This window comes from Variovorax sp. PCZ-1 (assembly GCF_018413605.1).
In the GTDB taxonomy this organism is placed as follows: domain Bacteria; phylum Pseudomonadota; class Gammaproteobacteria; order Burkholderiales; family Burkholderiaceae_C; genus JANMDU01.
On record NZ_JAHCDN010000002.1, the window covers coordinates 641,165 to 666,226 of the forward strand.

Below are 25,062 nucleotides of genomic sequence, written 5' to 3' on the forward strand. Positions count from 1 at the left end.
CTCTATGGAAACCACAAAATCAGCGCAGCTGCGCCAACAAATTTCGGCGTTGGTACAAGAATTCGCCAATGAGACGCTACGCAAGCCAGTCTTTATGCCTGGCATGAGCCTGATCCCGCCTTCGGGTAAAGTGATTGGTGCTAAAGAGTTGGAGTTGATGGTAGAGGCTTCTCTGGATGGTTGGTTGACCACCGGGCGCTTCAATGACGAGTTCGAAAAACGCCTTGCTGATTTCATCGGCGTTAAATATCTGATCACTGTCAATTCTGGATCATCAGCAAACTTGGTTGCATTTTCAACTCTCACATCTGACAAATTAGGGGATCGAGCAATCAAACCGGGGGATGAGGTCATCGGCGTAGCTGCTGGTTTCCCAACAACGGTTAATCCGATTATTCAGTTTGGTGCAGTGCCTGTATTCATTGACGTCGAGTTGGCCACTTACAACATTGATGCAACGAAGATCGAAGCTGCAATTACACCAAAAACCAAAGCGATTATGCTTGCACACACTTTGGGCAATCCTTTTAATCTCGAAGTCATCAGTGCCTTGTGTAAAAAGTATGGTTTGTGGCTGATTGAGGATTGTTGCGATGCTCTTGGTGCAACATACGCAGGTCAGAAGGTCGGTACTTTTGGTGATATTGGCACATTGAGTTTTTATCCTGCACACCATATTACGATGGGTGAGGGTGGGGCCGTGTTTACCAATCAACCTGAGCTCAAGGCTATTGCCGAGAGTTTTAGAGATTGGGGGCGTGATTGCTATTGCCCACCCGGTAAAGACAACACTTGTGGAAAACGTTTTTGCTGGCAACTCGGCACATTACCAGAGGGCTATGACCACAAGTACACCTATAGCCATCTCGGTTACAACCTCAAAATCACAGATATGCAGGCAGCTTGTGGTTTAGCACAGATGGATCGCTTATCCGATTTCATTGCACAGCGTCGTAAAAATTTCAGTTGGCTACGCGAGCGTTTAGCTGCATGCGAAGAGTTTTTGATCTTGCCCGAAGCGACGCATGGTAGCGATCCGTCTTGGTTCGGTTTCCCTTTAACTTTGCGCGATAACTCCCCAGTAAGCCGCGTCGATCTGCTGACCTATTTAGATCAACAAAAAATCGGTACTCGCTTGCTCTTTGCGGGAAATCTTACTCGCCAGCCCTATATGCTAGGGCGTAATTATCGTGTCAGTGGCGATTTGACCAATACCGACATTGTGATGAACAATACGTTTTGGATCGGTGTCTATCCAGGTTTATCGCAAGAGATGCTCGAGTATGCTGCACGGCACATTGAGTCGTACTTGGGCGTAAGTTTTTGAGCGCCAACGTGTTTAACTTTGACTGCAATCGGTTGCGCAAGACAGTGCTAGATATGGCATACGCTGGATCGACCGTGCACATCGGGTGTGCGTTCTCCATCATTGAAGTGCTCGCCGTTTTGCATCAACGATTTTTACGCTATCCAGAAAATCAACCTCAGCATCCAATGCGCGATTATTTGATACTCAGCAAAGGTCATGGTGTGATGGCGCAGTATGCCTGTATGCGCGAACGTGGCTGGTTGACAGACCAAGATATTGCGGGTTACTTTTCAGATGGGAGTCACCTCAAAGGTTTATCAGACTCGCGAATAGCTGGCCTTGAAGTTACATCAGGGTCACTGGGGCATGGATTTTCAGTTGGCTTGGGTATGGCACTTGGTGCCCATCGGAAAAAAACGGATCAGAAAACCTATGTGATCGTTGGCGATGGGGAAATCAACGAAGGCCCGATCTGGGAGGGTGCTTTGTTTGCTAGCCACCACGCGCTTAAAAATTTTGTTGTGATCGTAGACGAAAATGGTTTCCAAGCCATGGGCAAAACTGCTGAAGTCCTCAGGCTTGACAGTATTGCGGACAAGTTCAAGGCTTTTGGTTTTGAGGCTGTAGAGGCAGACGGCCATTCCATGACTGAGCTGAGTGTGGCCCTCACGGCACTACTTGAAAGCACTGATAGTCGTCCGAAAGCGCTGATTGCGCGCACCGTCAAAGGTAAGGGCGTTTCTTTCATGGAAAACGATAATCGCTGGCATTACTCACGCTTGGATGCTGCCAGCTATCAAAGAGCGATTCAAGAGATCGCTGGGAGCAGCACATGAGACAGGCGTTCTCTGATACGCTGATTAAGTTAGCCGCAGAAGATGAGCGTGTCGTATTACTCACCGGAGATCACGGCTATGCGTTGTTTGATGAGTTTCGCCGGCGTTTGCCTAACCAATATATCAATGCTGGAATCGCTGAGCAAAACATGGTGGGCATGGCCGCTGGATTGGCAAAAGTGGGTATGCGGCCTATCGTCTATGGCCTTAGTGCCTTTATTCCTGTTCGTGTAGTTGAGCAAATTAAAATCGATATTGCACATGACAGCCTGCCTGTCATCTTAATTGGAGATGGCGCTGGCTTGGTCTACAGTCATCTTGGTACAAGTCATCAATCGCTGGAAGACATTGCCGTTTTGCGTTCAGTGCCGAATATCAGCATTTGCTCGCCATCAGATCGATTTGAGTTGCAGGCAAGCATGCAATTTGCATACAACTCGTCATCAAGCTTTTATATCCGAATGGGAAAAGCGGATCGTGGCGATATACATGCTTCGCAGCTTATATCCGTGAGTGAACTCCAAAGAGTGAAGGCAGGAGAAAACACGTCGAGCAGACTTGTCTTTCTGGCGACTGGATCTATGGTGGCCTCAGCAAGCAAGCTCGCCGCTACGCACTTTCAAGATGCTGATGTTTACAGTGTGCCAATGATTCATCCGCTTGCTACACAGCAGTTGCTCGAGATAGTCGGCAAAGCTCAGTTAATCGTCACGTTCGAAGAGCATTGTGAGTCTGGAGGCTTGGGTTCGGCGGTATGCGAGGTTATGTCGATGCATCGACCTCTGCGAGTACTGCGTTTGGGAAGTCCGCACAGATTTTCCGCCCACTGCGGGACTTATGAGTATCTACTTACCGAACACAGTCTAGATATTGAAAGCCTGAAAAACAAGATCGATAGAGCGCTACTTTCGGATGGCTGAGATATGGTGAGTAAGCAAATTGCACTGCTAGGCGCAAACAGTCATATCGGTAAGGGCTTGATCTCGGAATTCATTCGCCATCGCCCAGATGAGTTTGCTACAACTGTCTTGTATGCACGTGATCCATGTGCGCTAAGCGCGTGGATTAAAGCTGAGTTTCAAATCGAAAAACTGGCTCATCATCCCAAGGTATTCGGGCAAAAACAATTCGATATCGTTATAAATGCGATCGGTGTTTCAGACATGGTCCGGATTGCGGAAATCGGTAGCCAAGTGTTTGATATCAATCGCCACTATGACGAACGAGTAATGAGCTACCTGGACTCGTTTCCCGCCACAAAATACATTTACTTGAGTAGTGGAGCAGTATACGGCGGAGCGTTTGAAGAGCCGACCACAAGTGATACGTGCGCGCACGTAAATTTGAATATGCCATCACAACTGGATTGGTATGGTTTGGCGAAGTTAAGCTCTGAGATCCGCCATCGTTCAAAAAGCGACTTGGCTATCGTAGATGTTCGAATTTTTGGCTATGTGAGTTCATGGTTGCCAACTGATAGACCCTTCTTTCTGGTGGATGTTGTGAAAGCTCTGATGGATCGAACACCTCTGTCAACTGATCGTAAAGATTTTTGGCGTGACTACATAGGGCCAACGGAGTTAGCGCAGGTCGTATATTCCATCATTGATTCTCCAGCATCCAACACTAGCATCGATGTCTATAGCGCAGCACCTATTCTAAAAACGTATTTGCTTGAAGTACTGATCCGTGATTTCTCTTTGCGCGTCGACTACAAAGAAGATGACCAATTTGAATCAAACGCGGCATATAAATTTAACTATTTCAGTACTGACAGAAGAGCTAAGTCATTTGGCTATATTCCCAAACGTACATCCGAGCAAGTCGTAGTGCAAGAGCTCTCAAGGTTTTTGCATATGTCAAGCTCAGCTCCGAGCAATTCAAAATGAAGATTGTATTAACGGGGGGCACAGGCTTTTTGGGTAGTCATTTGCTGATTGATTTGCTTGAAAATAACCATGAAGTTGTGATCGTTAAACGAACGAATTCGAAGCTGGATCGAATTGCAGAGCAAATAGATCGAGTTGAACTGATTGATATTGACCAGTTAGACCAAGTCAAGCTGGTTGCGACACTCAGAGGTGTCGATGCGATTATTCATACCGCCACCAACTACGGCCGAGGTGGCGAATCACCTAGTCAGGTCTTTGATGCAAATACTGCATTTCCGTTGCGGCTGTTGGATGCAGGTGTTGAAAACGGGGTGGAGATTTTTATCAATACAGATACAGTACTAGATAAATATTTGAATCTTTATTCCTTGTCGAAAAATCAATTTCTTCAATGGGGAACGTTTTTTTCCCGACAGCAGAAACTACGATTCATTAATCTTAAGCTAGAACATTTTTTCGGCGCGTTTGACGACAAAACAAAATTCACTGAATTTATTTTCAGATCCTGCTACGACAATGTGCAATCGATCTCCTTGACTCCTGGCGATCAACTTCGCGATTTCATCTATATTGACGATGTAGTCGCTGCATATCGCTGCGTGCTAAACGCAGCATTCAAAAATCAGCCAATGTTTGATGAGTTCGAGATCGGTAGTGGCAAACCAGTTCCCGTGCGCTCTTTTGTGGAGCTGGTTCACGCAGGGTTTGAAAGTTCTACAGCCTTAGATTTTGGTGCGCTGGCTTACAGAGATGGTGAAGTGATGCTTTCAAAAGCAGATACATCCAAACTCCGCAGCTTAGGCTGGCGTTGTGAACACTCGTTGGAATCTGGCGTCAGAGCTGTCATATTGCAATATAAAAACTTGGAACGAAAATGAACTATCTGATTACTGGTGGCTGCGGTTTCTTAGGTTCAAATCTAGCCGTTGATTGCCTTCGCCGAGGACACACTGTGACGGTGATGGACAACCTGAGCCGGTTGGGTTCGAGTGCTAATCTTCAGTGGATACGTTCGCAAGGAGCTTGTCGTTTTGTGCATGGTGATGTGCGCAATCAGTACGAAGTTGAATCTGTTGTTGTTTCTGCAGAGCCCGATGTCATTTTTCATCTGGCTGGTCAGGTCGCAATGACTACTTCTCTTGCGTCACCGATACTCGATTTTCAAACGAACGTCGCAGGAACTTTGTATGTGCTGGAAGCGATGCGAAAACATGCTCCAAAGTGTGCTTTTATATATTCATCAACGAATAAAGTCTACGGAGACTTAGAGCAATTCCATTATCTTGAGTCTCACACGCGTTATGATTGTGTAGAGCACCCTGATGGCTTCAACGAGGATGTCGGACTAGAGTTTCATTCACCGTATGGCTGTTCCAAAGGCGCCGCAGATCAATACGTTCTTGACTACCATAGGATGTATGGTTTAAAAACTTTGGTTTTTCGCCACTCTTCGATGTACGGTGGCCGTCAGTTTTCCACTACAGATCAAGGTTGGATTGGCTGGTTTTGTCAAAAAGCTATTGATCAAGCATCAGGTACTGATTCGGAGCCATTTTCTATTTCCGGGAATGGCAAACAGGTTCGTGATGTGCTCCATGTGAAGGACATGCTGCAGCTATATGATGCTGCCGTTTGTAGCATAGATAACGCGGCAGGACATGCATTCAACATAGGCGGCGGCATTAAAAATAGTCTGTCATTGCTTGAGTTGTTTACAGTATTGAATGAGCAGCTCGGCATCCAGCTTCGTTTTTTTAAAATTGATGCTAGAAAGAGCGATCAACGCTTTTTCGTGGCTGATATCTCTAAAGCTCAAGCCATGCTCAACTGGACGCCACAAGTAGATACAGTCAATGGTGTTGCTTCTATGCTCAAGTGGATCAAAGAGTTAAACGATGATTGAGAAACTTAGAGAGTTGAGCGAGTATTTGCCAAGAAGACGTAAGCGCCAATTCGTTGCTCTTACTCTATTGGGGCTTGTCGGTGGAGTGGCCGAGATTGCAAGCGTAGGAATGATCGTGCCGTTTTTGGCAGCACTTCTGGATCCTACTAGCTTTGCAAAATTCCAGTTTATGAATTTAGATTGGGAAATTTTTCGCTTAGCGAATCATGAATGGGTCGTATTGTTGACAACACTGTTTTGCATCTTGGTACTTGTATCAGGCATGCTACGTTTACTTGTGCTTTACGCTAACAATAAATTTTGCTTTGCAATTGGTCACGACTTAAGCTTGCTAGCATACAGCGGTACAGTTCGTGAAAACTATTCCGCACACACACAGCGGAACAGCTCTGAAGTCATCAATGTGTTGACGACAAGTATCAATGAAGTCATTTTCTATGTGATATTGTCATGCTTAACTATGATTAGTTCTGGCTTAATAATGGTCGCGATTGCTACTGTAATAGTTATCATAGTACCTGCTTACGCTACGATTTCTCTTGGCCTACTTGCAGCAGTCTATATTGCCCTGACACTATCTCTGAGGTCGAAGCTACAGCGCAACAGCGCGTTGATTACTATAAGTCAGGTACGGTCACAAAAACTCATTCAAGAGAGTTTGATGGGTATTCGAGAGATCGCAGTGGATGCCGCTCAAGGGACGTTCATATCTCTTTTTGATAATACTGACAAAGGAATGCGTACAGCACAGTATCAAAATCAGTTTATGGCACAAAGTCCGCGTTTCCTCCTAGAGATGATGGGAACTCTTGTCATCGCTGGTCTCGCTTTCGTGATGGTCAATAGCCAGCAAGCTGGTGTCGGAGCCGCGATTTCTATACTTGCAGTCATGGCTATCGGGCTTCAACGCTTGTTGCCAGTAGCGCAGTCCTTTTATCAGTCTTGGACAATGCTACAAGGCGCAAGATCATCACTCGATCAAACGCTTGATTTACTGCGTCAAGTATCAAAAAACAAGCCGATTCAGTCAGTGACTGAATTACCGAGCATGCAAACAAGTCTTTCCCTTGTTAACGTTAGTTTTAAGTACCCAGACCGTGAAGTAGAAACGCTCAGCAATATTAATTTAACCATTCCAAAAGGAGTCGCGATCGGCGTTATTGGTAAAACAGGAGCTGGAAAAAGCACATTAATCGATATCGTTCTAGGCTTGCAACTTCCTACCAGCGGTCACGTCACTATTGACGGTGTTGAACTAACACCAACGGTCATGGCGAGTTGGAGACGTCAAGTTGCGCATGTGCCGCAGAGTATTTTTCTACTTGATGCTAGTATTTCTGAGAATGTTGCTTTCGGTGTGGCGCCAGGGGCTATTGACCAAGCTCGCGTGATTGAAATGTGTCAGCAAGTAGGGCTTGACACATTTATCCAAGCTTTACCGGGTACATATAGTTGTGCAGTTGGTGAGCGTGGCGTACAAATGTCTGGTGGTCAACGGCAGCGCTTAGCGATTGCTCGTGCGCTGTACAAACGGGCAGCAGTGCTGGTATTTGATGAGGCGACGAGTGCACTCGATATCCAAACTGAGCAGGATATTGTCGAATTGTTGTATAGCTATCGACCGGAATTAACAATGATTTTTGTTGCCCATCGACTAGCGACAGTTGAGCGATGCGATATGCTGGTGGAGTTGGTAGATGGGCAGTTGGTTATAAATAAAAATAATTCAAAAACTGCCAATGCATAACAAATCTGCTGCTACCGCCGTAGCCCCTTTACTAAGCCTTTGTATTCCGACTTTCAATAGGTCTGCAAGCGTCAATAGGTTGGTACGCTCAATCCTAGCCTGTGACACAAGCGACATTGAGATCATCGTCTCAAACAATGCATCGCCAGATGATACGTTAGATGTTCTCAATGAACTTGCAGACGCACGATTAAAGATTTATAGCAGTAGCGAAAATCAAGGTGCGCTTTTTAATATGCTCCGAGCGCTTTCTTTGGGCACGGGCAAGTATGTGATCTACTGTACAGACCAAGATTACTTCTTGGCTAACCAGTTGACTGAATTTCTTGAGCTGCTGCGTCATGAATCACAAATCAGTTGTGGTTTTTGTTTGTTGCCCGTTGATGCTGACCGACCCACGAGAACAGTGCCTGCCGGCTACGATGCAATGCTTGCTGTTGCTTATCGTTCGCGTCATCCAACGGGTTATTTCTTTAGGTCAGAGGATTTAAAGGCCATTGGTTTTCCTGATAAGTTTAGTCGTTTTGACGAAGTTGAGCTTTTCCCACTAGAGTTCGTTTTCGCCGAGCTTGCGTTAAAAGGAGCAGCGCTGATTTATAGAAAAGGGTTGTTTCAACCAGAGGTCAGTAAGAGCGTGACTGAGCATAAGTCCTCAACGACCGACGGAAAGTCTAAAACTGCATTTTTTTCACCAGACAGCCGCCTTAGAATGTCTATTAAGTTTGCTAAACATTTAGACAGGTTGACCTTGTCTAGATTCAATGCCGTGAGAATTGAGTCGAGCGTTTTTTTGAGTGGTATTTGGGTTTCAACTGTTGGTTACCGCTCGATCATGGCTAACGAGCAGCTTTGTGCCCATTACCGTATGGGCGTTGAGAAGATTTCTGTATTCCAAGTGATCGCAATGGCGGCAAGATTTACTAAGCGTTATTTCGATAGACGAAGGAATGACAAGTCGCCGATTATTCTGCACGCTTTAGTGATCTGCTGTTTTGCTGTATCTCATTTAATATCTCGAGTAGCCCAAAAAATTGTTACTTGATTGAAGTGCAGATTCAAAAGTCAGTATGTTGTTAACCATTGTGATTCCTACCTACAAGCGTCAACCTGAGCTGTTGCGCTTGCTGCATTGGTTAGAAGCAGAGGTTGAAGCTGTGGCAGAGATGATCCGCGTTGTCATTTCTGACAATGCCTCGCCTGGCGGCGTATCTGCTGAAGTGATCAGCGTTATAGAAGCTCATCCATGGATGTCGCTGTTTCGGCAGCCGTGCAATGTTGGTCCTGACCGAAATTTCATGGATGCAGTAGACCTAGTCGTGACACCATACTTCTGGCTGTTGGGGGATGACGATTTGATGGTTAAAGGCCTGTTATCGCCATTATTGGCGCACTTACAGAATCATGAGCCTGATTTGATCTATCTACCAAGCCATTGGACAACGGGAGATCTTGCGCAATCTGCGTACAAGCTTGCTAATTTTAAACAACGATTTATCAGCGTTGATGCTGCGGTGCTGGCAACGCATTGCCATGTGAATTTGACGTTTATTTCTTCTTGGGTTGTCAAGCGAGTACATTGGAGATCACCTGGTGGTACGTTAAATGCGCCTAGTACATTGATTCAAACGAATCTTCTTCAGATGTCATGGATTTTGCAAGCACTATGTAGAGGGCGAAGGTTCTCTATGGTTGATCGTGCTTGTGTCATTGCCAGATCGGGCAATACTGGTGGCTATAAGCTATTAACTGTTTTTGGCAAGAATCTAAGAGAAATCCTTGTTGTGAGTCTAGAGGGCAGGCGCGAACTCCTAGAGCCGATCTTGAACAGACTAGGTTGGACCTACCTCCCGAGTCTCATTTGGTTCAGTCGCGAGCAGCAGTCAGAGAACTTTCTACCAGAGGATTACGAGTCTGCTTTGGCTCTTTGGAGTTCTGGTTGGGCTTACAAGACGGTGCATAAACCTATGCTATCGCTACCAAAGTGGCTCGCTTTTCTGTTTTTTGTATCGGTCAAAATTCTTGATCGAGTATGGACAATGACCAACTGGTTTCGGTACTTAGCAGCAAGGATCAAATCTTAACCCAAGAGTTGGATTCAGCATCAAAGCGCTTGATTGCACGAGCAGGCGAGCCTGCTACTAGAGTGCCTTCTGTGAAGTCTTGGTTTACTAAACTATTTGCAGCAATAATACAGCTGCGACCAATAGTTACTCCCCCTGTAATCACGACGTTGTTGGCAATCCAAGTGTTGTCACCAATGTCAATGCCTTGTGAAATACTTAGTGGGCGGAGTGCAGGGCAAATTTCAATATGTGACTGATTAGGGCCTGAATAGCAACCATGCTGATGATCGCCTACGAATATATTACTGCCAAATAATACGTTATTGCCGATGTTGACTTTGTTATTGCAGCTGATGTGTACCGCATCGCCCATACTCACGTTATCGCCGATAGTGATCGAAGGCGAAAATTTTTGAGTTTTGTATTCTGGAATGGCTTCTATCCATAAATTAGAATGGGCGTAAAAATTTTTACCAATATTTAGATGTTTCGTACCAAGGAGTAAAAACTTTGGACCGATATACAAGCCAGGGGCATCCAAGCTCCAGCGTAGAGGCAGGCTACGCACTAGATAAAAGCCGTAGCGGAAGATTTTGAGCAACGCGAAAAGTAGCGTTTCGCGCTCAAAACTGATCTTTATTTGCCGCAATAGACTTTTCATATTGACGTTTATCGTTGAATGGAGCGTCTTGCAAGCTGGTAGACCCAAGCACTGTGAGAGCCGAGGAGGGTATTCATAATATAAAGTGTTTTTGGCATCCAGTGATCAAATAAACCTAAGCGATTGAGCTCTTCCTTGAGCTGTCTCTGCTCAGCAGTGGATCTTCCGGCAAACATTTCAAACAGATGAAATGACATTCGTCCCGCTAGTTCGCTTCGCATAGACGCAATTAGTGCTACCTGATTTTTTTTCTCAACATCAGATGTTATTGTGAGGATAGATTCCCACATACGACCTCTTGCCTGTGCGCTGTATCTGCCGGGAGTGAAGTGACTTTTCTCTGACTTAGCGCTACCAAAGAGGGGGGCATTGTCAGCGCGTGCTGCAACAGTTGGCGTTGCCATATAGCCAATCGTGCCATGGCAATAGGCTTCAAGCAACAAATAGATTTGATAATAGAGAGTGCCATCGTATTGCTGAGTTGAGTGCTGTAGCGCCCAATTACGATCAAAAATTAGCCCACCAAAAAATCCTCCGATACGCATCACAATTCCAGCTGGATGTGATGCTTTGCTGATGGAGGTGTCTGTTGCGATCTGTCGGGAATATCCAATAGGTTTAAGCGGATCGTGGTCAAAGCGCGCGAAGCTGCGTGATGCGGCAAGAACTTGATTGTTCATCAAAAAACGCTGCGCAATCTGTATGCCGTCGGGCAGAATGAAATCGTCGTTGCCAATGAAGAAAACATGAGTTCCAGTGGCTAATTCGATCAAGCGGCGCAAATTCCCGTCATAGCCCAGATTAATCGGATTTTCGATAAAACGCACTACCAAGCCATGCACTCGCATGCGCGAGGCAAACTGTGTGGTTATATCTCGCAGAGCATCACGTTGTGGTGAACCGTCTTCGCATATCAATACTTCATGCGGAAACTGTGTCTGCGCTTCTATACTTTTCAATAAGAGTGCATACTCTTCTGGCCTTCCGTACGCAGGAATGCATACGCTTAAGCGAGGTGTATCAGTGATGTGTTCAGGGATTACCATCGACCTGTACTTTACGAGCGACGATCATCCAATTTTGGGTGACCCAAGGTAAGCACTTAGCGAGAACTTTGTCCACAAAATTGAATAAGCGGCAAAACCAAGAGTGATTAGCGATACTTTTTGGCAAACGGCGAAGCATGTTACGCGGGAGCACTGCATAGCGTTGTAGCTCGGAGATCAAGAAGATGCCGTCGTAGATTTTTTGTACTTGAGCATGATTGTAAGTATGTTGATGATGATAGCGGCCAAGCTTTGCTGCGAGCCACTCAATCCAACTACCGCTGCTGGGAAAATGGTAGCAAAGGAAAACACCATTTGGTTTGAGAATACGGTGAATTTCTGATAACGATGCCCGCTCGTCTCCACCGGTCTCTCGCACGTGCTCTAGCACCCCGATTGAAAAAACAGCATCAAAGAAGTTATCCGGATAGGGTAAGAGGACGGGCTGGTTTGGCTCAGCAATGCAACAATTAATTTGACCATTACTGATTTCTGTGCAAATAAACTGTGGCTCTGAGAATGTATAGATATTTGTATGAAAACCAGATCGATTCAGGAAGAATGAAAAATGACCGCTGCCGCCGCCCCAGTCAAGAACGTTCGCAGCCTCAGGTAGCAATCTGTTTGCGGTGGTATACGCGAGGTGATACTGATGAAGGCTAGCAAGTGCATCAAGTCCTTGGCTGCCATCTTTCGCTTGAATCTGTTCAGAACGCAGTAAAATTTCACGCGAAATTTGTTCTGGGGATGATCGATCAGTCATGGTTATGGAGTGTGCGTATAGCCAATATTGAAATCGGCAAGCTTAGCTGTGATGTTGTCGGCACTTCGAGGGTTTTCACAAAAGTCGATGATACTTCTTAGGCTGCTTTCAAATGCGATTTCTACGCTATCTTCTGCCGACAAGATTTGAGGGTGTCGAGTAGGCTTCGCATTGTCAGAAACCAATAATTCTTCGTAGAGTTTTTCTCCTGGTCGCAGGCCTGTAATTTCTACTGCGATGTCACCTTCTGGATGTTGATCATCTTTGATACTGAGACCGCTGAGTTGCACCATGGCAATAGCAAGATCCATGATTCGCACGCTCTCGCCCATATCTAGCAGGTAGACATGACGGGAGAGTGCGTGCTCTGCGTTCAGACCAGCAGCTTGTAGAACCAACTGTGCAGCCTCGGGTATGGTCATGAAATAGCGTGTGATGTCTGGGTGGGTTAATGTAATCGGGCCACCTTGCTTGATTTGTTGTCTGAATAACGGAACTACAGACCCAGAGGAGCCTAAGACGTTTCCAAATCTAACGATACAAAAGCGCGTTTTCTGAGGCGAGTCGGATGGGATCTGTGCAATTGCATGCAGAGCAATTTCTGCCAGTCGCTTGCTAGCTCCCATGACATTCGTTGGGCGAACAGCTTTGTCAGTGCTTATCATGACCATATCACACACAGCCGCCTGCTGAGCTGTCTCAGCGAGCGTCACAGTTCCTAGGACATTGTTTCGCAAACCGGCTGCTGAATTTGCCTCGACGAGTGGAACGTGTTTATAAGCTGCCGCGTGAAAGATGGTCGCGGGTTTATGTTGTGCAAAAAGTGCCTGCAAAAATGCTCTATCTAGGATGTTGCCGAGAACGGGGGTGATAGTCAGTTTGCGAAATGCTTTTGCCTCGGATAATTCTTGAGTTATGTTGTATAGGGCGAGCTCATTGAGCTCAAGTAGCAAGAGTTGCTTTGGAGAGAACTTGACAATTTGCCTGCACAGTTCGCTGCCAATGGAGCCCCCTGCGCCTGTAACAACAACGACCTTTCCCCGGATCGTGTTTTCCATAAGATCAGTCATCGGGGCCACTGGATCACGCCCCAATAAATCTTCGATGGCAATCTCTCGTAAATCACTCTCCTGAACTTTACCTTGCGCTAAGTCAGTCAAACTAGGTACAGTACGGATAGCGACGCGTTCTTGCCTAAAGTGTTTGATGATTTGTGTGCGTCTACTACGCGATAGGCTAGGAATAGCCAGGATCACATCATGAATTTGATACTTCTCACTGAGTTTGAGGAATTCATTGGGCCCATAGACTGGGATGCCAGAAATACGAGCTTTGTGTAAATTGACGTTATCGTCCAAGAAGCCAATCACCTGCCTCTCCCCGTTCGCTAGGAGAGATGCCGCGAGTTGTTGGCCAGAGTTGCCAGCGCCGTAGATGAGTACGTTGGGCAAATGTTCGCTGCGATTTACCGATACGGATTGCTCGGTTAAGAGCTGATTAGCCATCAGGCGAAGAAGTGCAAGGCCGATGAGGAGAAGTAACGGCTGTAACACCCCGATAGTGCGCGGAACAAGCGGGAAGCCGTAGACTGTAAAAATAGCGCTGTAAATCACTGCATAGACGGCAATTGCACGCAAAGCGGCTGTGATGGTCTGTCGGCCAACATAGCGGATCACCGTATGGTAAAAACCAAACGCAGTGAGCAGGGGTATCGCTAACACTATCGACGCTACAACTGCGAGCCATTGATAGCCAGACAAGCTGACCCAGCTTTCAAAGCGAAAGCAGATAGCGAGCCAAACTGTAAGAACGCAAAGCGAGGAATCGGCTAAAACGGCGATGGTTTTTTTTGCATTGCGGGGCAGTGCAAGCAGACTACTGATGCGGCGAGTGTTGCTGAGCTGCATTAATGTGACACGCCCTTAGATTGAATTGCGTGGTGGAAAGTGCGCCAGATGATTTGTATGTCCAAGGCAAGACTGCGCGTGTTGAGGTATGTGGTATCGAAGTTGACTTTGTCGGGGATGGAGAGTTCGTCGCGGCCATTGATTTGCGCCCAACCTGTCAGGCCGGGGACGAGCTTGTGCACGCCTTGCGCGGTTCGCAATTCGATCAAATCATGTTGATTAAAAAGTGCAGGGCGAGGACCGACGAAACTCATGTCGCCTTTTAGTATGCACCACAGCTGAGGCAACTCATCTAAGCTGGTTTTACGAATGAAGGAGCCGATAGGCGTGAGCCATGCTTCTGGTTTGTCAAGCAAATGCGTAGCGACGGCCGGGGTATCGATCCGCATGCTACGGAATTTAGGCATCTTGAAGATTGTGTTGTCTTTGCCTACTCGATCTGACCAGTACAAAGCCGGCCCAGGAGAAGTGAGGCGTACGGCGATAGCGATGAATACCATTGGCCAGATGAGCAAGGCCAAAGCAAGCAGGGCTAGGATGAGATCAAAGCAGCGTTTCACAGTACTATTTTAAGCAAAAATGCTCAATCGCCGGCATAGAATCTGCGCAGAATGCTATTGAATTCATAGTAATTAGGTTGCACTCTGAGAGTTGATACCCAGCTTGTCTAGCAAATCGCTCACGAGCTCTAAGCGAATCAGTGGGCTGTCTAGTTCCAATAGACGCTGTTTCATTTCCATGGGTAGCGGTAGCAGCTGGCACCAGCGGTTGGCTAGCCAGCTGCAATCGGAGAGTTGGGCCTCAGTGGCTGGGCCTGGGAAAAGATCGACTTGTGTGGTTTCCGGCATGCGCGCGAGCACACTTTCAAAAAGTCGGCGGCAGCTGCTCAATTCTTCTGGGACAGGAATGGAGTTGTCTTCTGCAAGGTAGCTGACATCTGCCACCCATAAACCGTGCTTGAGTCGTTCAATGCGCGAGGTGCGAAAACGTTGTTGACCGAGGCAGCGAATCACTCGCAGGCCAGGCTGAGGAGATTCATGGTGTGTGATTGTGGCGAGCGTGCCCACTTGTGCAAAGGCCTCGCTTTGACCGGGCTGTACGACTTCGTGGCCTTTGGTGAGGCTGACGATGCCAAAGGGTGCGCCATTTTCGATGCAACGGCGAATCATGTCGAGATAGCGGACTTCAAAAATTCGAAGCGGCAATACCGACCCCGGGAAAAGCACCGAGCCCAAGGGGAAGAGGGGCAGGTTGTTGAGAACCACAGACCAAGGCTTAGGAAACAGCTTCTGCGGGCTGGCGCTGCAGCATAGCCAAAACGGAAGCGATTTTCGCGCGCAGCTCGCGGCGATCGCAGATGAAGTCGACAGCGCCCTTCTCCACAAGGAATTCAGCGCGCTGGAAGCCCTCCGGCAAGGTCTGGCGTACAGTGTTTTCAATCACTCGGGGACCGGCAAAGCCGATCAGAGCTTTAGGCTCAGCAATCACCACATCGCCTACAAAGGCAAAACCAGCACTGACACCACCCATGGTTGGGTCGGTGAGCACGCTGATGTAGGGCAGCCCTTTTTTGGCCAAGCGCGTCAGTGCAGAGTTGGTTTTGGCCATCTGCATAAGTGAGAGAAGGCCTTCTTGCATACGCGCGCCACCCGTAGCCGTAAAGCAAATAAAGGGCACTTTTTGCTCGATAGCGGTTTCCACGCCGCGCACAAAACGCTCACCGACCACTGAGCCCATGGAGCCACCCATGAAATCAAATTCGAAGCAAGCCACGACGACTTCTAAGCTATGGATTGCGCCACCCTTGACGATCAGCGCATCGGTTTCGCCGGTTTCTTCCATGGCTGCTTTTAAACGCTCCGGGTACTTACGGCTGTCTTTGAATTTGAGCGCATCCACGGGGATGACTTCTTGACCAATATCGTATCGACCCTCTGGATCGAGCAGGCCATCCAGGCGGGCGCGTGCTGAGATACGGTGATGGTGGCTGCATTTGGGACAGACCATCAGGCTGTGCTCTAAATCGGTTTTGAAAAGCACAGTTTCGCAGCTTGGGCATTTCGTCCACAGACCTTCAGGAATGCTGCGGCGTTCGTTGGGATCAGTTTGCTCGATCTTAGGGGGCAGGAGTTTTTCTAGCCAAGACATATCAGTCTCCAAAGGTGTTTCAAGAGTCTAGCGCACTACGGATATCGCGTAAAAATTGAGCAGCTGCGGATGCCACTTTTTCATGCGGCTGATCCTCGATCAGCTGAATCAAGCGGCTGCCGATCACCACCGCATCGCTCACGGCGGCGACTGCTTTCGCCGATGCTGCATCTCGGATGCCAAAGCCTACGCCAACGGGCACATTCACGAACTGCTTGATGCGTGGCACGGCTTGCGCTACCGCGTCAGTATCCAAGGCGCCAGAACCCGTCACACCTTTGAGCGAGACGTAATACACATAGCCGCTGGCGAGCTCGCCGACGAGCTTCATGCGCTTTTCGGTGGAGGTAGGGGCGAGGAGGAAGATTAAATCCAAGCCATTGGCTTTGAGCTTGCTGGCAAACTCGGTGCATTCTTCCGGGGGGTAGTCGACGATTAGCACGCCATCCACGCCCGCTGCCGACGCGTCGCGGATGAAGGCGTCTTCGCCGTGTTTGAGGTCATAGCGCTCCACCGGATTGGCATAGCCCATGAGCACAACGGGTGTACTCGCATCCTTGGCGCGGAAGGTCTTGACCATATCCAGCACTTGCGTCATACCGATGCCCAGTGCCAACGCGCGATCGCCAGCTTTTTGGATCACGGGGCCGTCTGCGGATGGATCAGAGAAGGGCACACCCAGCTCAATGATGTCGGCTCCTGCACCGACCATGGCATGCATCAAATCAGGCGTGATATCGCGATAGGGAAAGCCGGCTGTGACGTAGGGAATCAGCGCCTGGCGGTTTTGCGCTTTCAAAGCGGCCATACATGAGGAAATTCTGCTCATCGCTTGAACTCCACAACCTGACCGCCTTTGACGGATTCACCTCGGCAGGATGGGCGGCAATAAAAGTCTGCACCTGAGAGATCAGCCACCGTGCCAATGTCTTTGTCACCTCGACCAGAGAGGTTCACGAGAATGGATTGATCCGGGCGCATGGTTTTCGCCATCTTCATCGCTTGTGCCACTGCATGACTGGATTCCAGCGCAGGAATGATGCCTTCGGTGCGGCAGAGGTAATGAAAAGCGTCCAGAGCCTCTTTGTCTGTGATGCCGACATATTCTGCGCGCTTCGTGTCAGATAACCATGCATGCTCAGGCCCCACGCCGGGGTAGTCCAAACCAGCGCTCACGGAATGCGTTTCAATGATTTGGCCGTTATCGTCTTGTAGCACATAGGTGCGGTTGCCGTGCAACACGCCTGGCTGGCCGCGCTGGATTGAAGCGCTGTGTTTGCCGCTGTCCAAGCCTTCGCCGGCCGCCTCCACGCCAATCAGGCGTGTGTTTTCAAACGGAATATAGGGATGAAAAATCCCCATCGCATTGCTGCCGCCGCCCACGCAAGCGATCACGGCATCAGGCTGTTTGTCACTACCTAAATGCTTAGGCATTTGCTCAATGCATTCCTTGCCAATGATGCTCTGGAAATCGCGCACCATCATGGGATAAGGATGCGGGCCGGCCACCGTGCCGATGATGTAGAAGGTATTGTCCACGTTCGCCACCCAGTCGCGCATCGCTTCATTCAAAGCGTCTTTGAGGGTTTTGCTGCCTGATTCGACTGGGATCACAGTTGCGCCCAAGAGCTTCATGCGGTAGACGTTGGGTGATTGGCGCTTCACATCCACAGAGCCCATGTAGACCACGCATTCTAGGCCGTAACGTGCGCAGATCGTGGCTGTGGCCACGCCGTGCTGGCCAGCGCCTGTCTCAGCGATCACACGAGGCTTGCCCATGCGCTTGGCGAGCAGGGCTTGGCCAATCGTGTTGTTGACCTTGTGTGCGCCAGTGTGATTCAAATCCTCACGCTTCAAGTAGATTTGTGCACCACCCATTTCACGGCTCATGCGAGCTGCATGATAAATCGGGGAAGGGCGGCCAACGAAATGCGCCAGCTCGTAGTTGAATTCACGAATGAATTCAGGGTCGTTTTGATAATGCGCGTAGGCCTCTTTCAGCTCTTCAATCGCATGGGACAAAGTTTCGGAGACGAAATTGCCGCCGTATTTGCCGAAGTGACCATTTTGGTCGGGGTATGCATAAGGTTTCACAGCTTTAACTCTTGGAAAGGATCTCATCGGCGCGGCGCACGGCGGCAATGAAATCGATGATCTTTTTCGGGTCTTTGAGACCTTTCTGAGTGCCCCCATTTGGAGCATCCAACTCAACACCCGAGCTCACGTCCACGGCCCAAGGCCGCACCAGCGTGATGCCGTCAATCACGTTTTGTGCGGTGAGCCCACCAGACAAAACGATCCGAGAGCTTGCGTTTATTTGTGGATGTGACCACGGTTGAGCTTTCCAATCAAAAGACTTGCCGCTACCTCCGAACCCTTCAGAATCAGCATCGACCAAAATGGCTTGCGCAGCGGCGTAGTCTGCACAGAATTTTACCAAGTCAAACGAAGCGGCGCTAGCCACGGGGATTCGTGCTGCGCGCATGAAGGCCTGACCCGCTGCTAAACATTGCTGAGGACTTTCATCACCATGAAATTGTAATAAAAATCGAGGTCTAGCCGGCATAGAATCTGCGCGAAGTGCTATCAAATTAGTAGTATCTTCATTCACGTACAACAGCACAGGCGTGACGAACGCAGGCAGCCGTTGAGCGAGCTCGCACGCCCGCGCGTAGCTCACCGCACGTGGGCTCTTGGCATACAACACAAAACCAATCGCATCCGCGCCTGCGTGGACAGCTGCATCCACATCTGCCTCACGCGTGAGACCACAAATTTTGATCCGCGTGCGATGAACGGGGCTGGAGGGGGCTTTCAAGGCATCAGCCATGAGATTTCTCAAACTCCGCCAAATAGCTTACCAGCGCCTGCACACCCTCAAGCGGCATAGCGTTATAGATGCTCGCCCGCAATCCACCGACGCTGCGGTGACCTTTGAGTTGGAGGAGGCCGCGCTCATCTGCTCCCTTCAAGAAAGGTACGTAGAGCTTCTCATCGGGCAAAAAGAAGGGCACATTCATGCGCGAGCGGAATGCCTTTTGCACTTTGGTTTTGTAGAAGTCTGAAGCATCGAGTGCGTCATAGAGTAGGGAGGCTTTCGTCGCGTTGTGAGCTTGCATCGCAGCCAAGCCACCACGTTTTTTCAACCACTGAAACACCAGGCCAGCAATATAAATCGCATAAGTCGGCGGTGTGTTGTACATCGAATCGGCCTTGCCTTGCACCGCGTAATTGAATACGTCTGGCGTGTAAGCCAGCGCACCTCCCAGCAAATCTTCGCGCACGATCACAATGGTGAGGCCTGCAGGCCCAATATTTTTCTGAGCACCACCGAAAATGAGGCCGTATTTGCTCACGTCCATCGGGCGCGAGAGGATCATCGACGACACATCGCTCACCAAAATTTGGTTGCCGATGTCAGGTGTGCCTTGAAATTCAACGCCATCTATCGTTTCGTTCTGGCAGATGTGCAAGTAGGCTGCGTTTGCGCTTTGCTTCCAGCTGGAAACGGCCGGAATATGTGTGAAACCATCCGCTTTAGCTGAGGCGGCAATATTCACCTTGGCAAACTTCGCTGCTTCCTGCGCTGATTTTTCACTCCAGGTGCCCGTAACGACGAAATCAATTTCGCTTTTCCCGCGCAACATGTTCATCGGCACAATCGCGTTCTCCCCCAAGCCGCCGCCTTGCAGAAAGATCACTTTGTAATTTTCAGGAATTGCCAACAAAGAGCGTAAATCCGCCACGGCCCGCTCATAAATTCCAATGAATTCCGGCCCCCGGTGACTCATCTCCATCACGCTCATGCCACTGCCTTGCCAATCCAGCATTTCTTCTGAGGCTATTTGCAAGACTTCTTGCGGCAACATGGCCGGGCCGGCACTGAAATTATGAACACGAGGCATCGAAAATTCCTTATCTTTATCTACATTTGACATTATCGCCGTGCATTACAATACAGTCTGAACAAATCGCACCGGCTTCAGGAGAGGTGGATGAGCGGTTTAAGTCACACGCCTGGAAAGCGTGCGTAGGGTCAAACTTACCGCGGGTTCGAATCCCGCCCTCTCCGCCACTGAATTTTCGTAACTCGTTGATTCAGTTAAAAAAATCCACCGCTCGGTGGATTTTTTGTTTCCAATATGCATTTCGTTATGCATTTCTCATTGCGATAGCAAGAGATGAAATGCGAGAACATGCGAGCATTACGCCTGCACAGCGTAGCGAAAGTGACTCAAGGCCATGAGCGAAAATAATGTGTGGCAGTGTGTGCTGTCAAGGAGACCAAATGACAAAAGTCAGTGCAGCAAAAACCACCTACAAGTATCTTGGACAGAATGGCGAGGGCTTGCTGCGTTTGCGCAGTGACAAAGAGGCGCTGCTCGTTAGTGGCACGTTGTATGCGGCATCAACACCGAAGAAGCCAACTGTTGGTAAAACCAAAGTGGCATTGGTTGCCCTCAAAACTTCACCAAACTACACCAAGGCAGAGTCCGACCAGCGATTCACCGTCATCACCAGTACAGACGAACGATTGCGCGTCGTTGGGCAAGTAGTAGCTCGGGAATTGGTCACCAATGTCACGCGACAGCTTGGTTGGCCAGCGGCTCGAAAGGCTGAGGCTAGCGAAGCTACGGCTGCGACGCCTGCCAAGAAGATCAGAGGCGGCAAGAAGCCCAGCGGCGATGTGTTGCTTAAAGATGAGATTGTTCGCGTTAATGCCCTACTGAAACTTGAACACGATCCAGAGGTGCGGATGAAATACGTCTCGTACTTCATCGGCCAATCCGAGGGCAATCTGTACAAGAAGATCAAAGCCGGAACATTTCCAGCACCCTACACAAAGCCCGGTGGTGGTGCGTATTGGAAGCATTCGACATTGCTTGAGTACCAAGCCAAGACTGCTGAACCCAAACCAAAAACAAAACGCAGCAAAAAGAAGGACTAGGCGCAGGGAACATGAGTGCAGTTGTTTGCTGATCACTAATCTAATTTCATCACATGTTCCACCAAACATCGGAGAAGCATGTGAAAACAACGAACGTCAAAGCCACCAAAAACCGCCATCACAGCGCTGTGACAGCCATGCCGTTGCAGTCACAGCAATCGCTTCAAAAATCGCAGCCCGCAGTAGCCTCAACAGAACAAAAAGCAATTGCTGCTACTCGGCGGCATAGACCCTCAAAAACAAGTGCCACTATGAGGATACCGCACGAGTTACGCACACAGGTCGCGGCTCTAATTACCGCTTACCGCGAGCAGTACCGTAGTGATCCTGATTGTTGGTGAAGTCGTGTGCATCACCCGGCAAACTGAACGCTGGGTATTAAATCCCTACAAATGAAGGCGTTTAGGCATCGCAAGTCATCTTACAAATGGCTATCGCATAGAATTACTGCATGAGAAAAATGTGGCGCACCCTTCTGCTAATTGCACTATGCGTGCAAATGGCTTCGGTTGCGCTTGCTTCGTATGCGCAGTACACACCGCATGAGCACCATCATTCTCATTCAGAGGGTGTTGCATCATATGATGCGCACTTGGCTCATTCATCCGATCATAAAGCCAGCGTTGAACAGGCCGAATGCGGTGCTGAGCATCATCATTGCGCTGCATCTCACCTCACCCCCTTACTGCAAACACGTGTGTCAGCGTCTGTAGACTCCCCGAGCCAAGTTTTTCACTTGAGTGCAGTGGCTGTTGACCCTACTGATTTAATCGCAAGTATTGAACGCCCCAAGTGGGCAACCGTCTGATTTCAAAGCGTCTTTGACGATTTTTGCTGCGAAGAGCAGCTTCGTCATTTTTTCTTCACGCATGGGCTTTGTGCCCCTGATCAGATGAACTCAATACTCCATTTCAAAGCATGGGGTTGTTTACTTGGCTTAGCAGTTATCAGCATATCTATAGCAGCTCAGGCAAGCGCAACCTCTCCCTCTAATACCGCTACTCAAAACATAAGCTTTAGCGAAGCACTTGAATCGGCTTGGCAACGTCATCCTTGGCTTCAAAGCGAGGCTAACCGACGCGCTGAGCTGGCCGGGCGCAAGCTGCAAACTCAAGGTTTAACATCGGCTGCGCCCACCATCGGTTTGGCACACAGCACAGATCGCATAGGCAGCAATAATGGCTTGCGTGGCCTAGAAGTGGAAATCAGCGCGCCGCTGTGGAATGCTGGCCTGCGCTCCGCCACACAAAGCCAAATCGAGCGCGATGAGCAGCGCTTTTTGCTTTCGGGGCAAGCGGCCAAGCTCAAGCTCGCCGGCGAGCTACGCGAGCTGTCCGCGCGCTTTGCTTTGGCACAATCGGATCAGCAGCTTGCCAAGCGCAAAGTCTCAGAGGCGAAGAGCCTAGCCGACGATGTAGCCAAGCGTGTGCGCGTTGGCGATGTGGCGCGTGTTGACAACCTCATGGCGCAAAGTGCTGTAACGCTCGCGCAAGGGCAGCTTGAAGCGGCACAAACGGAGCTGGTTGCGCTGCAAAGCCAATGGCAGACCTTGACGGGTTTGACAACAACACCAGTACCATTGCCTAACGCATTCTCTGCGCAAACCAGCGACCTAAGCAACCACCCGCAATTGCAGGAAGCGCAAGCCACGGTGAATGCAGTGCAGGCCAAGCTCGCCACCACGCTGGCAGATTCGCGCGACCCGATGGAAGTGGGCATCACCGCTACGCGCGAGCGATCCGCGAGAGGGAACCCGAATGAAACCAGCATGCAATTCGCAGTGCGCATCCCTTTGGGTAGTGCCAGCCGCAATACAGCCAAAGCAGCCGCAGCGCGCGCTGAATTGGATGAAGCGCAAAATGCTCTTCAAGTCACAGAGCGCCAATTGCAAGCTGAGCAAAGTACAGCGCGCGCGCAAGTGGCTTCTGCTCAACGCGCCCTAGCTCTTGCCGAGCAGCGCGCCAAGCTCGCTACCGAAGCGCAAAGCTTGTACGCCAAAGCCTTCCGTTTGGGTGAGAGTGATCTGGTCACTCGCCTGCGCGCAGACAACGAAAAATTCGATGCTGATTTGGCACTGAGCCGTGCTCAGCTTCAACTCCAACGTGCTCAATCGCAACTGCAACACAGCTTAGGGCTTCTGCCATGAAACGCTTCTCCTCTCTCACCAACACACTGCGCATCTGCGCAATAACATTCTTGGCAGCTCTCAGCCTATCTACGCAAGCTGGCCCCGGTCATGACCACGGCGATGAAGCGCCCACTGCTACTGGCGCGGCCTCTCCGCGCGTGAGTACGCATTCTGATTTGTTTGAGCTTGTTGGGATCGTTGATCACAACAAGATGACGATCTATCTGGATCGTTTCAGCACCAACGAGCCGATCACACAAGCTCAAATCGAGTTAGAAATTACACAGGATAAATCTCCGATCAAGCTCATTGCTAAAGCCGAGGCAGACGGAACATTCAGCGTGACCAACGACTTACTGGAAAAGCCGGGTGCGTATGCTTTGAGCTTTACAGTGACAGCAGGTAAAGACACGGATTTGCTCGCTGGCGAGCTGAAAATTGGCGCAACTGTCTCAGACGCTGGACAGGCTCACGATCATGCTCACACAACCTCATGGTTGGCCTATGCAGGTTATGCCGCTGCTGCCATTGGTGCAGTATTCGTCGCTCTGCTTGCTTGGCGCTGGCAGCGGCGCAGGAAAATCGTCACCTTATCGGCCATTGCAACGGGTGCGATGTTCATCGCGATGATACAAGTACCCCAGAGCGCCATCGCCGGTCCCGGCCATGACCACGGCGATGCTGCGCCAGCGGCCAGCAGCAATGCGCCCAAGCGCTTGCCTGATGGCAGCGTATTTCTACCCAAGCCCAGCCAGCGCCAATTGTTGGTGCGCACCATACCAGTTAAGCAAGAATCTGCGCCGCAAACCGTTGAGCTGCTAGGCCGTGTGGTGGCTGATCCGAATGCTGGCGGCAAAGTGCAGCCCACACAAGCTGGCCGGGTTGAGGCTGGAGCACGTGGCTTGCCCACGCTGGGTCAAGCCGTGCGTAAAGGCGAGGTTTTGGCTATCGTGCGCCCTACTGTGAGTGCGATTGAGCGTGCTAACCAAGGTGCGCAAAGCGCTGAGCTGCGTAGCAGTCTAGAGCTTGCTCGCAAGCGCTTGGCTCGCCTTGAGCAGCTAGAAGGCACAGTACCGCAAAAAGACATTGAAGCAGCGCGCGCTGAAGTGCAAAGCCTCTCTCAACGCGCTGCGCTTGTTGCGCCGAGCGTATCGACGGTGGAAAGCTTGGTTGCGCCCGTCTCTGGCGTGATCGCGGCCAGCAATGTGGTGGCCGGACAAGTGGTTGACGCGCGTGAAGTATTGTTTGAAATCATTGACCCTGCGCGGTTGATGGTGGAAGCCACGGCCTTTGATGCCAGCATCTTGAGCAATATCGCATCAGCGAATTTGGCCTTGCCACAAAACCAAAATGCTGCGCTGCGCTTCAGTGGTGCGGGGCGTATGTTGCGTGAGGGTGCGATTCCCTTGCAATTTCGCACCACAGGCGCAACGGCCTTGCCATTGGCCGTGGGGCAACCCGTCAAAGTGATCGTGCATACCAAATCACAAACTCAGGGTTTCATCGTGCCCAATGCGGCAGTCGTGAAAAACCCCAGCAACCAAGACATCGTGTGGGTGCATACCGGCGAAGAGCAGTTTGCGGCTCGCACCGTGCGCTGGCAGGCGCTTGATGGTGGCCGCGTCACGGTGGTCGATGGCCTCAAAGCAGATGAACGTGTAGTCACGCAAGGCGCAGCCTTGCTCAATCAAGTGCGTTGAACAGAGAAAGC

The 25,062-nt window shown here is 49.6% G+C and carries 23 protein-coding genes and 1 tRNA gene; 13 read left to right on the forward strand and 11 right to left on the reverse strand.

From position 1 onward, the window contains the following. Positions 1-4 precede the first annotated feature (4 nt). Genes rfbH through KIH26_RS13240 form a run of 9 tightly spaced genes read left to right on the forward strand, consistent with a single transcriptional unit; the run spans position 5 to position 9,768 of the window. Positions 5-1,327, forward strand: coding sequence for a lipopolysaccharide biosynthesis protein RfbH (gene rfbH / locus KIH26_RS13200; protein WP_213445902.1), 1,323 nt, complete (start codon positions 5-7; stop codon positions 1,325-1,327). Beyond that, positions 1,324-2,145, forward strand: coding sequence for a transketolase (locus KIH26_RS13205; RefSeq protein ID WP_249661197.1), 822 nt, complete (start codon positions 1,324-1,326; stop codon positions 2,143-2,145). The genes rfbH and KIH26_RS13205 overlap by 4 nt, the downstream gene beginning before the upstream one ends. Next, entirely contained in the window at positions 2,142-3,065 is a 924-nt protein-coding gene (locus KIH26_RS13210) for a transketolase family protein (RefSeq protein WP_213445904.1), read from the forward strand. Before KIH26_RS13205 ends, KIH26_RS13210 begins: the two co-directional genes overlap by 4 nt. A 3-nt stretch (positions 3,066-3,068) precedes the next feature. Then, positions 3,069-4,034 carry an NAD-dependent epimerase/dehydratase family protein gene (locus KIH26_RS13215; RefSeq protein WP_213445906.1) on the forward strand — a complete coding sequence of 322 codons (966 nt, stop codon included), beginning with the start codon at positions 3,069-3,071 and terminating at the stop codon, positions 4,032-4,034. Beyond that, positions 4,031-4,915, forward strand: a complete 885-nt coding sequence (locus KIH26_RS13220; RefSeq protein WP_213445908.1) for an NAD-dependent epimerase/dehydratase family protein — start codon at positions 4,031-4,033, stop codon at positions 4,913-4,915. The genes KIH26_RS13215 and KIH26_RS13220 overlap by 4 nt, the downstream gene beginning before the upstream one ends. Then, on the forward strand, positions 4,912-5,940 hold the full coding sequence (locus tag KIH26_RS13225) for a GDP-mannose 4,6-dehydratase (RefSeq protein WP_213445910.1): 1,029 nt from the start codon (positions 4,912-4,914) through the stop codon (positions 5,938-5,940). The genes KIH26_RS13220 and KIH26_RS13225 overlap by 4 nt, the downstream gene beginning before the upstream one ends. Then, positions 5,933-7,687: an ABC transporter ATP-binding protein gene (locus KIH26_RS13230; protein ID WP_213445912.1), complete on the forward strand. Its 1,755-nt coding sequence runs from the start codon at positions 5,933-5,935 to the stop codon at positions 7,685-7,687. Before KIH26_RS13225 ends, KIH26_RS13230 begins: the two co-directional genes overlap by 8 nt. Beyond that, positions 7,680-8,729, forward strand: coding sequence for a glycosyltransferase family 2 protein (locus KIH26_RS13235; RefSeq protein WP_213445914.1), 1,050 nt, complete (start codon positions 7,680-7,682; stop codon positions 8,727-8,729). The genes KIH26_RS13230 and KIH26_RS13235 overlap by 8 nt, the downstream gene beginning before the upstream one ends. Positions 8,730-8,754: 25 nt before the next feature. Further along, positions 8,755-9,768 carry a glycosyltransferase family 2 protein gene (locus KIH26_RS13240; protein WP_213445916.1) on the forward strand — a complete coding sequence of 338 codons (1,014 nt, stop codon included), beginning with the start codon at positions 8,755-8,757 and terminating at the stop codon, positions 9,766-9,768. Here KIH26_RS13240 and KIH26_RS13245 read toward each other — a convergent pair. The 11 genes from KIH26_RS13245 to serC form a co-directional block, all read right to left on the reverse strand. Next, positions 9,758-10,411 (reverse strand): DapH/DapD/GlmU-related protein, encoded by a 654-nt coding sequence (locus KIH26_RS13245; protein WP_213445918.1) that lies wholly within the window; start codon positions 10,409-10,411, stop codon positions 9,758-9,760. The two genes, KIH26_RS13240 and KIH26_RS13245, sit on opposite strands and share 11 nt — an antisense overlap. Before the next feature lie 8 nt (positions 10,412-10,419). Continuing rightward, complete coding sequence (locus tag KIH26_RS13250; protein ID WP_213445919.1) at positions 10,420-11,457, reverse strand: glycosyltransferase family 2 protein; 1,038 nt, start codon at positions 11,455-11,457, stop codon at positions 10,420-10,422. Next, complete coding sequence (locus KIH26_RS13255; RefSeq protein WP_213445921.1) at positions 11,444-12,220, reverse strand: class I SAM-dependent methyltransferase; 777 nt, start codon at positions 12,218-12,220, stop codon at positions 11,444-11,446. The genes KIH26_RS13250 and KIH26_RS13255 overlap by 14 nt, the downstream gene beginning before the upstream one ends. A 2-nt stretch (positions 12,221-12,222) precedes the next feature. After that, on the reverse strand, positions 12,223-14,127 hold the full coding sequence (locus KIH26_RS13260; protein ID WP_213445923.1) for a polysaccharide biosynthesis protein: 1,905 nt from the start codon (positions 14,125-14,127) through the stop codon (positions 12,223-12,225). After that, positions 14,127-14,687 (reverse strand): sugar transferase, encoded by a 561-nt coding sequence (locus KIH26_RS13265; RefSeq protein ID WP_213445925.1) that lies wholly within the window; start codon positions 14,685-14,687, stop codon positions 14,127-14,129. Before KIH26_RS13265 ends, KIH26_RS13260 begins: the two co-directional genes overlap by 1 nt. A 72-nt stretch (positions 14,688-14,759) precedes the next feature. Next, positions 14,760-15,392, reverse strand: a complete 633-nt coding sequence (locus KIH26_RS13270) for an LON peptidase substrate-binding domain-containing protein (protein WP_349627879.1) — start codon at positions 15,390-15,392, stop codon at positions 14,760-14,762. Positions 15,393-15,402: 10 nt separating this feature from the next. Next, positions 15,403-16,275, reverse strand: coding sequence for an acetyl-CoA carboxylase, carboxyltransferase subunit beta (gene accD, locus KIH26_RS13275; protein WP_213445927.1), 873 nt, complete (start codon positions 16,273-16,275; stop codon positions 15,403-15,405). Positions 16,276-16,294: 19 nt separating this feature from the next. After that, positions 16,295-17,104, reverse strand: a complete 810-nt coding sequence (gene trpA / locus KIH26_RS13280; RefSeq protein WP_213445930.1) for a tryptophan synthase subunit alpha — start codon at positions 17,102-17,104, stop codon at positions 16,295-16,297. Then, positions 17,101-18,369 carry a tryptophan synthase subunit beta gene (trpB, locus tag KIH26_RS13285; RefSeq protein WP_349627880.1) on the reverse strand — a complete coding sequence of 423 codons (1,269 nt, stop codon included), beginning with the start codon at positions 18,367-18,369 and terminating at the stop codon, positions 17,101-17,103. Before trpB ends, trpA begins: the two co-directional genes overlap by 4 nt. Before the next feature lie 4 nt (positions 18,370-18,373). Then, positions 18,374-19,105, reverse strand: coding sequence for a phosphoribosylanthranilate isomerase (locus KIH26_RS13290; protein ID WP_213445934.1), 732 nt, complete (start codon positions 19,103-19,105; stop codon positions 18,374-18,376). Further along, complete coding sequence (serC, locus tag KIH26_RS13295) at positions 19,098-20,180, reverse strand: 3-phosphoserine/phosphohydroxythreonine transaminase (protein ID WP_213445936.1); 1,083 nt, start codon at positions 20,178-20,180, stop codon at positions 19,098-19,100. Before serC ends, KIH26_RS13290 begins: the two co-directional genes overlap by 8 nt. An 80-nt stretch (positions 20,181-20,260) precedes the next feature. On the opposite strand from serC, the gene KIH26_RS13300 reads away from it, so the two are divergent. The 4 genes from KIH26_RS13300 (at position 20,261) to KIH26_RS17020 (ending at position 25,051) form a co-directional block, all read left to right on the forward strand. Beyond that, positions 20,261-20,350, forward strand: a tRNA-Ser gene (locus KIH26_RS13300). 213 nt (positions 20,351-20,563) lie between these two features. Beyond that, positions 20,564-21,223, forward strand: a complete 660-nt coding sequence (locus tag KIH26_RS13305; RefSeq protein ID WP_213445938.1) for a helix-turn-helix transcriptional regulator — start codon at positions 20,564-20,566, stop codon at positions 21,221-21,223. A gap of 892 nt (positions 21,224-22,115) precedes the next feature. Beyond that, complete coding sequence (locus KIH26_RS13310; protein ID WP_213445940.1) at positions 22,116-23,369, forward strand: TolC family protein; 1,254 nt, start codon at positions 22,116-22,118, stop codon at positions 23,367-23,369. Next, on the forward strand, positions 23,366-25,051 hold the full coding sequence (locus KIH26_RS17020; protein WP_249661198.1) for an efflux RND transporter periplasmic adaptor subunit: 1,686 nt from the start codon (positions 23,366-23,368) through the stop codon (positions 25,049-25,051). The genes KIH26_RS13310 and KIH26_RS17020 overlap by 4 nt, the downstream gene beginning before the upstream one ends. Positions 25,052-25,062: the final 11 nt, after the last annotated feature.